The organism is Microvirga tunisiensis, from assembly GCF_009296175.1.
GTDB classification, from domain to species: Bacteria; Pseudomonadota; Alphaproteobacteria; order Rhizobiales; family Beijerinckiaceae; genus Microvirga; species Microvirga tunisiensis.
This window is the reverse complement of sequence record NZ_VOSK01000042.1, coordinates 1-11,555: the sequence shown is the minus strand read 5'-3', so window position 1 is coordinate 11,555 and position 11,555 is coordinate 1. Positions and strand designations below refer to the sequence as shown.

The window sequence follows — 11,555 nt, the reverse complement described above, 5'->3', positions numbered from 1 at the left end:
GGAGTTCTTGGTTGTGACGCTTGGGAGAAGGCCGGCTGGAGTTCAGAGGGCCGAGCCGGCCAGGAGGGAATTACCTTGGGAACCAATAGATGCTGCCGTCATCGGCGCGCTCAAGGCGGCTCAGATCTGGGTTCTCGGCAAAGGATGAGAGATTGGAATAGCTCTCCGTCCAATCCCAATGACGCATGGCAAGGCAGATGCCCGACGGCATCTCGACCCACAGGTACATGTCGTCACGTGAGACCGAGGCGTTCAGCCGCTTGGCGAGGCGAGCGAACGCAACCCGATGATTGGACACCTTGGTCTTCTGCGCGAGCTGTGCTGCTTGCAGATCAAGAACCTCTACGCGCGGGGGAACGCGGCCAGAGATCAGAAGAGCGCCTTTGACGCGGGAGCGGCGGCAACGCGCGTCCTCGGCATCGATAACCTCGCCTTCGCTGAACGTGTCACAAACCGTCCATCCGCTGAAGGCAATCCAGTGTCCTGTCACCATCACGACGCCGGGATGAGTTCTCATCGCACCGGTGCAACGCTCGAGCCACGCGCGCAGAGTCGGATTGCCCTCGATCGTGTGCCAGCGGCTCTCATAACCAAAGATCCGGAGGACCTGCTGGACGTTGTGGGTGCTCGTGCCTTTGACGGCAGGGGCCCGCTCCAAGGTCGTCCAGTCACTGCCATAGCGCACTGTCCGGAACACGTCGCGAATGCGCGAGAGAGACTCGCCTGTGATGGCGGCGACTGCCGTGGGGCCGCAATAGGCGTGCCAGCGGGTGTCATTGGTCACATCGCGCAGCTTGTGCCCAGCAACGCTGATGGGCAGCGGTGGCACTGAACGATGGGCTGGGTCAGGCTTGGATGTTGGAATGGGTGCCTGTTTGGCCAGCCGAAAGCCGATGTTGTTCTTCTGATCTGCGCAGGAAGGCATGAGTAGATGTCTCCATCACCGCGAGCAAAATCGCATCGCGTATACCCATGATAGCAGATTCCAGAAGTGTACTTTAAGGATATCGGTGATGAATGCTTTCATTAGAGCTTATAGATACTATTGATAATGGGGCAATAGATGAGACCAAATCGAAAATGTCTTTTATATCAATGGCGGAAAAATATTTCCTTGCCCCTATTGGTCTTAGCGAATACTTACGCATGGTTTTCGCTGAGTTTGGGTCGCTTATAGCCCTCTTGATGCGACCAGCGACCGGGTTCGAAGGAAATGTCTCAAGGGCCTTAGGTCAGCGCTTCCCGCTGAAACGCCGAGACGGATCAGCATCATCGTCGCGTAGACCCTGAGACTTCGGCTCTCAATGCTCGAGATCCACGGATGCGTAATCCATCCCCAGCAAACCGCGCGCGGATGGACGGGCGTCACCAATGGTCTCGATCGGTGTGCGGCATTTCGCTGGCGGAGGACCGGGACACACTGATGCACAGGGCACAGGAGTGGATCGAGTCGCGCCTCAAGGCGAGCCAGCAGGGGCACTGATGGACCGCTGGGTGTAAATTTGGCTGAGCGCTAGACGGCGCGCTGCACACATAGAACAGGTATGCGTTGCAGACGCAGTGACGGCACTCAGGTGGGAGTGGGGCAGGGGGTCCTTACGCCTCTGTCGGCAATGGAAGCCACTCACTAAGGCTGTAGTCGAAGTAGCGTGTGACTGACCGGCCATTCCATTCGTATTGAAGATGACGCTCCTGACGTGGGATCCCGACGACGTCGGGCCAGAAAGCCGCCACGCAGTGGCCTTGTCGACGTCGCACGCTTGGATAAAGCAAACCATTGCTTTGCTGGTCCCGCAGGGAACGCGCAAAGGCTTGGCTTGCCCCATAGGAGCTTGGATCCATCACCGCAGCGCGGTGCTCTTCCGGCAGGAGGGTTTCAACATCATGAAAGCTACTTGAGATGGGGCCGACCAGCACCCTCATGTCTTCGCGCCGGGGCGGATCATTCGCATCTCGTGCAAACGCCACGAAATGATGCACAGTCTCGGCGATGGCCGTTTGAAGACTGTCTGCTGCGTAGTACACGCCATATGTACCATCGGAGAAGCGCGAACCTTTTGGGTTCACATGGGTGAAGGACGCCATCACCCATGAGGCATTGATGCCACTGATGCGCCGCTCCGGCGGCACCAGGCTGATCTGGCCAACTTGATCCCGCACACGGGGGTTCGTGAGCTCCTCAAGTTCGATCAGCGCCTCCCATACTGCGGTATTGGGCGAAACGCGCTCAAACAGATGGATTGGTGGAAAGCGCGAGGCGATGATACGCCACGCCTGTGCCCAATCGACGGCGGCCTCGGCGATCTCAAGACCAGGGAGCACGGGCAGCATCGATGTAGGTGCGGACGGCGGCAAGATCAGTCACGTCGCCGGCGGCCATGCGCTCGAGTGGGGTCTGGCCTCCGAAGAAGGCGTTCGGCCGCTTGACCCAGCTATCCGCAAGATCCGGCTGCGAGTACACGATCTGAAGGGCTTTCCAGATGCCGGCGATGTAGCCGATCCGGCGGAGTGTATCTTCAGGCAAGCGCCCGGCCTTACCTTTTTTCCACTCATAGAAGGTTCGTTCGGCAGGCGAGCCGAGAAGTCTGCGGGCGACGGTATTGTCGACACCCCAGTGTTCCATGATGCTGAAGAAGCCCTCAAGCGCCAGTCGCTGTCTGTCGACGGGCATTCTCTCGGCAACAGCATGTAGAGCTCCGCTCATACTGCTCCCCCTGCAATCTTGCACAACTTAGGGCATTAACTGCGGATCTGCAAGTAGGTTCCGGTGTTTCACAGCGGAGATCATTATCTGGGGGTGCCGTCGAGAGACGTCTTAAGTTCGGCTGATGAACGACAGGGGGAGTAAGTTAGCTTGTCCCTGCTATTAAGATCTTACGGATAAGCCAACAATAGCTATTATAACATTTCGCATAACAAACGTTTTGACAAGAACTTTGTGGTCCTAGCCGGCATCCCTGTAACTTGCTCAGGCAACTCATTCAGTGAAGCGGATTGGATTTGACAGATAATTGGGTAGATGCTCTTCATGCGAGCATCAGCTCAAGATTGTTGCTGTCCCATGCCCGTCCAAAGATCGCCCTTCGACCTGGTCATTCTCGATTGCGACGGCGTGCTCGTCGACAGCGAAGTCATCAGCTGCCGAACCCTGGTTGATATTCTCTCACCTCTCGATCCGAGCTATGATCTGCAGACGGTCATGCGCCGCTATCTCGGACGCCCGTCCAGCGCAGTCGTCGAGGATTACGAGAGAATGACCGGCCGACCGGCCTCAGCCGACTTCACGGAGGACTGGCGCGCCCGTCTGTTTGCCGCATTCGCTCACGAGCTCCAGCCAGTCGAAGGCGTTCGCAGCGTGGTCGAGGCCTTGGCAAGCGACTATTGCGTGGCTTCGTCCAGCGATGAGGAGCGCATTGAGATCTGCCTCCGGAAAGCCGAGCTGTGGGATCTGTTCGAGGGGCGGATCTTTAGCACGACGCGCGTGCGGCGCGGCAAGCCGGCGCCCGACCTGTTCCTGCTGGCCGCCAGTGAGCACGGCGTGGCGCCAGAGCGCTGCCTGGTGATCGAGGACAGCGTCAGCGGCGTCATTGCTGCGAAGGCGGCTCGAATGACAGCCTACGGCCTGGCCGCCGGCAGTCATTTCGCAGTCCTGGACCAGAGACAGGCGCTTCTGGATGCCGGTGCCGACAAGGTGCTCGAATCCTGGCGGGATCTGGCACCGATGCCCGCAACCAGCTGAGTTTCCGATGGCTGACAACGACAGCGCCCGCCTCGACGACGCCGCCCGGGCAGGCTGGCTCTACTATATCGCCGGTCGTACGCAGGACGACATCGCGCAGATCCTGAACATCTCGCGCCCGGCGGCGCAGCGTCTCGTCTCACTCTGTCGCAGCGAGGGGCTGATCAGCTTCCACATGAACCACCCGATCAGCACCTGCATGGAGCTCGCAGCGCGGCTGCGCGATCGCTTTGAGCTGCTGCATTGTGACATTGCCCCCTCCGACGGCTCGGCGGAGACGGGCGCGGCCGGCGTCGCCGCGCTCGGCGGCGTGCTAATCGAGCGCTGGTTGCGCTCGCGCAAATCGCTGGTCATGGCATTGGGCACCGGCCGTTCGATGCGGGCCAGCATCGAGCGCGTTCCGCCGATGTCCTGCCCGCTGCACCGTCTCGTCTCGCTGGTCGGGACCATCTCGCCCGATGGCTCGGCCAGCCCCTTCGATACGCTGGTCAAGCTCGCCGAAATCACCCGGGCGCAGTATTTTCCCATGCCGCTGCCACTCTATGTGTCGAGCCCCGAAGAGCGCGCTCAGCTCATCGAGATCGAGGCGATCAGGCGCATCCGCACCATCGCCAGCGAGGCCGACCTCTGGGTGATGGGCATTAGCCAGATCGGCGAGGATGCCGTACTTTATCGGGACGGCTTCATGACGCGCGGCGAGCTGCTCGACATGGTCCGCCACGGGGCCGTCGGCGAGGTGACCGGCTGGGTCTTCGATGCCGAAGGCCGATTCCTCGACCGCGGCACCAACCTGCGCGTGACCAGCGTACCGCCGGAGCCCGGCAGCGCCCGGCGGCGCATCTGCATTGGCCAGGGCCCGGCCAAGGTCGCGCCTCTACGCGCCGCGCTGAGCGGGAGGATCGTCAATGGCCTCGTCACCGACGAGGATACGGCCCGCGCCCTCCTCGCGGACTGACCCCGCTTACCAAGCTTGCTCCATCACCCTCTGCGCGCAAGCCGGCGCGCGGCTGTCATCCATCCGTCATCAGCGGTTGACATAACAAGCCAGTGTGCGAGCATATGCTTCAATAAAGAGCATATGCTCACATAACCTAATGAGGGAGGCTTTACATGCGACCTTTCTACGGTACGTTGGCGGGCGCAATGCTGCTGGCGGGGCTCTCCCCCGTGCAGGCGGCGACGGAAATCGAGTTCTGGCACGCGATGAGCGGCGCGCTCGGCGAGCGCGTCGAGGAACTCGTCAAGAAGTTCAATGACTCCCAGAAGGAATACGTCGTCAAGGCGATCGGCAAGGGCACCTATGACGAGGTGTTGAACGGCACGATCGCGGCCTATCGCGCCAAGCGCCAGCCCGAGATCGTGCAGTCGAACGAGCGCCCCTTCCTGACGATGGTCAATTCCGGCGCCATCGTCTCGACCTCCGAGCTGATGGCGGAGCAGGGCCACCCGATCGACGTCTCGAAGTTCATCGCCCCGGTGGTCAGCTACTACGCGATCGACGGCAAGCTCCAGGCGATGCCGTTCAACTCCTCGACGCCGATCCTGTTCTACAACCGCGACCACTTCAAAGCCGCCGGCTTCGACAAGCCCGGCGCGACCTGGCAGGAGCTCGAGCCGCAGCTCGACGCGATCAAGGCCAAGGGCGTCTCGAAATGCGCGATGGTGCTTCCCGGCGACTATGAGTGGAGCTTCCTCGAGAACTACAGCGCGGTGAACGACATCCCGTATGCGACCAAGCGCAACGGCATGGATGGCCTCGACACCAGCTTCGTCTTCAACAAGGGCAAGCTCGTCGGCCAGGTCGAGCGCATGAAGCGGCTGGTATCTTCCGGTGTGATGCAGCTCGCCGGCCAGGGCATCATTCCGATCCAGCTCTTCACCTCCGGTGAATGCTCGACGATCATCGCCTCAACCGCCTCGCACGCCGCAGTCGTCGCCGCCGCGAAGTTCGACTGGAGCGCGGCCGAGCTGCCCTATGAGCAGGGTGTCACCCCGAAGAACAGCGTCATCGGCGGCGCCGCTCTCTGGACCCTGAAGGGGCATACGCCGGAGAAGTACAAGGCGGTCGCCGCCTTCTACGATTTCCTCGCGAAGACCGACACGCAGGTCTGGTGGCATCAGGCGACGGGCTATGTGCCGGTCACGACTGCGGCCTATGAAGCGGCCAAGGCGCAAGGCTACTACCAGAAGAACCCGACGCGCGAGATTGCCGTGGTGCAGTTGATGCGCGGCACGCCCAGCGACAACTCGCTCGGCTTCCGCATCGGCAACAGCAACCAGATCAACGTCGCGATCATGGAAGAGGTCTCGGGCGCCTTCCTCGGCAAGAAGCCGGTGCAGCAGGCGCTTGACGATGCTGTGGCTCGCGGCAACGAGGCGCTGCGCCGCTACGAGCAGCTCAATGCCGGCAAGAAATAACACGGCTGCCCTCCCCGCGGCGGCTGGCGGTGGCGGTTTGCGTCTCCGCTGGCCGCTCAGGCGCCTCTTCGTCAAGGGCACCGGAGACGCACAGTCCGAAAGTGGGCTGAAGCGTGCGCATTTCCGGGAATGGCGCCTGCCGTTCTGGCTGCTGGCGCCGCAGCTCTTCATCCTGCTGCTGTTCTTCTTCATCCCCTCGATCAGGGCTCTGATCCAGGCCTTCCAGCTCACCGACCCGTTCGGTGCAACCATCCAGTGGGTTGGCTTCCAGAATTTCGAACGACTGTTCCGCAGTGGCGTCTACTGGTCCTCGGCGCAGGTCACACTGATCTTCACCATCGTCCAGAACGTGCTGACGCTGTCGCTCGCGCTGCTGCTCGCCTTTGCCTCAAACCATATCCTGCGGGGCCGTGGCGCTTACCGGACCGTGCTGCTGCTGCCCTATGCCATCGCCCCCGCGATCGCCGGCATTATGCTCGCCTTCCTGTTCAATCCCCGTGTCGGTCCCGTTGCCCACATGCTGCAGGGGCTCGGACTGGACTGGGATCCAAACCGCAATTCCTGGCATGCGCTCGCCTTAATCGTCATGGCGGCCTCGTGGAAGCACATCTGCTACAACTACATTTTCCTCGTCGCGGCGCTGCTCTCGGTGCCCCAGTCCATCCTCGAATCCGCCTATCTCGATGGTGCGGGGCCGATCCAGCGCTTCCTGCGCATCTCGCTGCCGATGATCACGCCGACGCTGTTTTTTCTAATCGTGATCAACTTCGTCTACGGGCTGTTCGAGACCTTCGCCATCGTCGACGCCATGACCCGGGGTGGCCCGGCCGGCGCGACCTCCATCCTGGTCTACAAGGTTTATCTGGACGGCTTCGTCACGCTCGACCTCGGCTCCTCCGCCGCGCAATCCGTCGTGCTGATGGCGCTCGCGCTGCTTCTGACCTTCGCGCAGTTCCGCTTTGTGGAGCGCCGCGTGAATTACAGCGTCTAGGGCCGGCGATGAACGAACGTACGCCGATCCTCGATGCCGTCTGCCATCTCATCCTGCTGGTGGGCGCGGTGCTCGTCTGCCTGCCGATCTATTTCGTCTTCGTCACCGGCTCGCTCTCGCAGCCGGAGATCATGCGCGTTCCGATGTCCTGGCTACCCGGCAATCAGTTCTTCGCCAATATGCAGACCGTGCTGAGCAATGCTAATTTCGGTCAGCTGCTGCTCAACTCCTTCATCATCGCCACGGGAATCACGGTCGGGAAGCTGGCTGTTTCGGTGATCGCGGCCTTCGCCGTTACCTATTTCCGCTTCCCCTTCCGGATGACGGTCTTCTGGCTGATTTTCATGTCGCTGATGCTGCCGATCGAGGTGCGCATCGTTCCGACGTACGAGTCGGCGGCGAACGTCGCCTTGCCGCTCAACATCCTCGGCTCCTGGCTCGGCATCCAGGCGCTGGTCGATCTCGACTGGAATCTGGTCAACACCTATTCAGGCTTGATCCTGCCGCTGATCGCTTTCGCAACGGCGACCTTCCTCTTCCGCCAGTTCTTCCTCACCGTCCCGGACGAGCTCTGCGAGGCCGCCCGCATCGACGGCGCCACCCCGTGGCAGTTCTTCCGGCTGATCCTGCTGCCGCTGTCGCGATCAAACATCGTGGCGCTGGCGATCATCCTCTTCCTGATGGGCTGGAACCAGTATCTCTGGCCGCTGCTGCTCACCACTGAGCCCGCAATGGCCAATGCGGTGATTGGTCTGAAGAAGCTGATGCCGCAGAGCGACTCCCTGCCGACCTGGCATTTGCTGATGAACGCGGCCTTCCTGACGATGCTGCCGCCGACCCTGGTCATCCTCATCCTCCAGCGCTGGTTCGTGAAGGGGCTGGTGGACAGCGGCAAGTAACCGGCCCACAAACAATCAAGGCTCATCCACATGCGGATCATCGGTCATCGCGGCGCGCGCAACATCTGGGCGGAGAACAGCCTGAGCGGCTTCCGCAACGTCTGCGGGCTCGGCGTCGATGCCGTCGAGCTCGACGTACATCTGTCGAGCGACGGGGAAATTATGGTGATCCATGACCCGCTGCTAGACCGCACGACGGACCACAAGGGGCCTGTCGGAAACTTGTCGCGAGACGCCCTCGCCAGGGTGAGGGTCAACGACACGCTCGGCGAGACGATCCCGACACTGCCAGAGGTCCTTGATGTCTTCGGCCCGACCGGGATTGAACTCGAAATTGAGATGAAGACGGATGCCTTCGGCAATCCTTATCCGGGCCTGCTCGACAAGGTCATCGCGCTCGTCGAAGCCCACGACATGTCGTCTCGTGTGGTCCTAACCTGTTTCGTCCCGGAGGTCATTGAGGAGATCCGGGCCAAGGCGCCGGGCATGCGCCGGCTCGCCTCTGTCGACCGCCGCTCCTGTGAAGCCTTCGGCAGCATCGACCGGACCTTGCGGCGTTTCGTCGATCTCGGTTGCATCGTCGCCGTCGAGCAATCGCTGCTGCGGCTGACGGTCGACCGCGCCGTCGAGATCGTCGGGCGCGACAAGCTCGGCGTCTGGGTCCCGAATACGGTGCGCGAGCTGGACTACTGGCTCAGCCAGCCGATCTCGCAGATCACCAGCGATCGCCCCGACCTTGCCTTGCACCTGCGCACCGCACGGAAGGGTTGAGCCATGGCTGTACGCCTGTCCCGCGCGACGCTCGGGCTATCGATCGGCAGAGTGAACTATTTCACATTGGCGAGAATGATGGCGTCCAGCTGGGCGGCCCGGTTGATGTGCACGGTTGCCTTGCGGGTCCGCAGATGTTCATCCCTCTTAGACAGCTCGGTCACAAGCCTCACGATGATGCCAGTGTCCCCTCGACCTCGTACGCGTTCAACTGAGTGAGACCGGTCGGCCGGGAAGTGTGACATTCCTACTTTGTGGGATCAGGACATTCTAACTTTGCGGCTACATAGAAAAGACCGGCAACAAACATTTTGACAAGAAGTTTGTAACTGGTGCCATGGCAGGCTCCTCCTTCAGGAGGAACTCATGCGCACCAACCAGCGGCTGGCTCAACTCTGGCTCGACGCTTTGGCGACGGAACTGGGTGCCGCAGCAGGCACCATCGACACCTACACCGATGATCTCAACTGTTATCTCGCCTGGTTCGAGGAGAACAGCCTCGGCCTGAACGAAGTCGGCCTGGAGCAGATCCGAGACTACATTGCGACCCTCGATCAGCGCGGCTATGCCGGATCGACCATGGCCCGGCGGATCACAGTGGCGCGCGGCTTGCACAAATTCCTGATCGCCGAGGAACTCGGCTCCCGAGATCCCACAAGCAACTTGTCGAGCATGCGCCGGTCCCGGAAGCTGCCCTTCGTTCTGTCGATTGCCGAGACGGAGGCGCTCCTGGAGACGGCTCATGCGCTTGCTGCTGACCCTTCGGTCGGGCTGTATCGTCAGGCCGGTTATGCCCGCAGGGCGGCTCTGTTCGAGACCCTCTATGCCTCGGGCATGCGCATCAGGAAGGCCCTGTCTTTGCCCTCCGATGCAGCACCTCCTGGCACCCGCATGCTGCTGGTGCGCGGCAAGGGCGACAAGCAGCGGCTGGTGCCGCTGCATGAGCGAGCCATTGCAGCCATCGTGCAGTGGCAGAAGCTGGCCAGCGCCTATTCTGGAGGCAAGCTGAGCCCATGGCTGTTCCACTCGGTGCGCAATGGCACGAAGGCGCTGACGCGCCAGGCAGCCCTGCTCGAGATCAAGGAGGCTGCTGTGGCCGCGGGTCTCTCCAGCCCTAAGCGGGTCTCGCCACATGTGCTGCGGCACGCTTTTGCCACCCACATGCATTCAGGCGGCACCGACCTACGCGTGCTGCAGGAACTGCTCGGCCACGCCGGCATTGAGACAACCCAGATCTACACTCATCTGGATACGTCTCGCCTCCACCAGATGGTTCAGGACCTGCACCCGCTCAATGAGGATCCGAACGAGTATGCAACACTGCTTGTGAACACGGCTGCCAATGCCGATTGAATCACTCCGGTATCAACACACGGTCGTGTCAGTACAATCCTGATACCCGCGTGTGGTAGACTTGCTCTCGGGGACGCTGATCTGGGAGATGCGTGATGATCCGAGCCTCGTGCCACACCGCCGACAGTGCCTTGGCGTTCGAGTTTGATGCCACGCCATGGTTCTGCGAGGCCGACGGGCAGAGCATTCTCCACCTTGCCGGGCAGAGTTGGTCCAGCACGTGGGTTGCCGATGCCCTCGAAACACGTCCCGGCTATGAAGGTCTTCATCAACTGGTCGGTTATGCCGCCACCCGACTTCGGGACGAGTCACTCGAAGACCCCACCTGGGATGGCTCACCTGCAGCGTCAACCAGTCTGATGCCATGCACTGGCTGGCGGAGCACAGGCCGGAGATTGCGGCGACGATCCAGAGCCAACGTAAGCCACGGTGATCCGCCGCAACTGGGCGGGTCTATGCGGCTCTCCGGCGGAACAGGCAATGGAACAAGAAGAACTTGTCGCCTGAATGGGGAGGATCTCGAGCACATCCTCCATCGTCATGATCTCATCGAGTCGGGCCGTAGCGCCTGAGGTGCTTGTCAATGTGCTGCCCGTTCCCAGCTTTGATTGTCTTGGCATCGAGCAGACTGATGCTGCCGTCGACATCGCTTCACTTTTGAGGTTAGCTGACGGCGCCGGACACAGGACCCAATTTGGAGAGCCCGCCGCGCGGTGGAGTTCACGACGCTCAGACCGAGTCAATAATCCTCGTAGGCATAATGAGTAGGGATGAAGGCTCATCGCACGGAGACAAGGCACATCGACCAGACTGACGCTGGGAGCATGAGATCTTATGGCTACGGATGATGACTTGACGGTCACTCAGTGCTCTGACAGTCTTCTGACTGGACGACGCTACAGCGAAGAACTCCGCCATCATGGTCAAGTCCGAACTGGTCCGAAAGCTCGCCGAGCATGATCGGCATTTGTCTCGACATGATTTCGAAAAGGTCGTGGATGCCATCCTTCACGTCATTCGCGATGGGCTGGCCCGAGGCGACCGGGTAGAGCTGCGCGGCTTCGGAACATTCGCGTTGCGCAAGTATGCGGCGCGCATGGGTTGCAACCCGCGCACCAAAACTCCAGTTTCCGTCCCAGAAAAGGTTGTTCCGGCCTTTAAGGTTGCCAAAGAAATGCATCAACGCCTCAATCCCACATCGCTCCGGTACCAGAGCAGAACAGCATTCATGGCATCGTATGTTGCTGACATTGCTAGCCCATCTTATGCACGATGCGGCTGAAGAGGGTTGGCGAGTGTAGCCTAAGTGACTGACGTGTCGTAGGATTTGGTTGCTGACACCAACCCCTGCCACGATTGCACCGTGCCACACCCGCCATGACGG

11 protein-coding genes are annotated in these 11,555 nt (G+C 61.0%); 8 read left to right on the top strand and 3 right to left on the bottom strand.

The annotated features are described in order from the left end of the window. Nucleotides 1–70: 70 nt before the first annotated feature. From FS320_RS13360 to FS320_RS13350, 3 genes are all read right to left on the bottom strand, one after another. On the bottom strand, nt 71–925 hold the full coding sequence (locus FS320_RS13360) for a hypothetical protein (protein WP_152712269.1): 855 nt from the start codon (nt 923–925) through the stop codon (nt 71–73). A gap of 671 nt (nt 926–1,596) precedes the next feature. Next, a complete protein-coding gene (locus FS320_RS13355) occupies nt 1,597–2,322 on the bottom strand; it encodes an RES family NAD+ phosphorylase (RefSeq protein WP_338105327.1) in 726 nt (241 codons plus the stop codon). After that, nucleotides 2,306–2,671, bottom strand: a complete 366-nt coding sequence (locus FS320_RS13350) for an MbcA/ParS/Xre antitoxin family protein (protein ID WP_244627121.1) — start codon at nt 2,669–2,671, stop codon at nt 2,306–2,308. Before FS320_RS13350 ends, FS320_RS13355 begins: the two co-directional genes overlap by 17 nt. Nucleotides 2,672–3,061: 390 nt before the next feature. Between FS320_RS13350 and FS320_RS13345 the strand changes: the two genes are divergently transcribed. From FS320_RS13345 to FS320_RS13305, 8 genes are all read left to right on the top strand, one after another. Beyond that, entirely contained in the window at nt 3,062–3,739 is a 678-nt protein-coding gene (locus FS320_RS13345; RefSeq protein WP_152712263.1) for an HAD family hydrolase, read from the top strand. Between the two features lie 7 nt (nt 3,740–3,746). Further along, a complete protein-coding gene (locus tag FS320_RS13340) occupies nt 3,747–4,694 on the top strand; it encodes a sugar-binding transcriptional regulator (protein ID WP_152712261.1) in 948 nt (315 codons plus the stop codon). 155 nt (nt 4,695–4,849) lie between these two features. After that, complete coding sequence (locus FS320_RS13335; protein ID WP_244627120.1) at nt 4,850–6,157, top strand: extracellular solute-binding protein; 1,308 nt, start codon at nt 4,850–4,852, stop codon at nt 6,155–6,157. Then, nucleotides 6,141–7,148 (top strand): ABC transporter permease subunit, encoded by a 1,008-nt coding sequence (locus FS320_RS13330; RefSeq protein WP_152712259.1) that lies wholly within the window; start codon nt 6,141–6,143, stop codon nt 7,146–7,148. The genes FS320_RS13335 and FS320_RS13330 overlap by 17 nt, the downstream gene beginning before the upstream one ends. A gap of 8 nt (nt 7,149–7,156) precedes the next feature. Continuing rightward, nucleotides 7,157–8,047, top strand: coding sequence for an ABC transporter permease subunit (locus FS320_RS13325; protein WP_152712257.1), 891 nt, complete (start codon nt 7,157–7,159; stop codon nt 8,045–8,047). A 30-nt stretch (nt 8,048–8,077) separates the two neighbouring features. Then, a complete protein-coding gene (locus FS320_RS13320; RefSeq protein WP_152712255.1) occupies nt 8,078–8,818 on the top strand; it encodes a glycerophosphodiester phosphodiesterase family protein in 741 nt (246 codons plus the stop codon). A 366-nt stretch (nt 8,819–9,184) separates the two neighbouring features. Further along, entirely contained in the window at nt 9,185–10,171 is a 987-nt protein-coding gene (locus tag FS320_RS13315; RefSeq protein ID WP_152712253.1) for a tyrosine-type recombinase/integrase, read from the top strand. A gap of 919 nt (nt 10,172–11,090) precedes the next feature. Beyond that, nucleotides 11,091–11,453, top strand: coding sequence for an HU family DNA-binding protein (locus FS320_RS13305; protein WP_152712251.1), 363 nt, complete (start codon nt 11,091–11,093; stop codon nt 11,451–11,453). Nucleotides 11,454–11,555 lie beyond the last annotated feature (102 nt).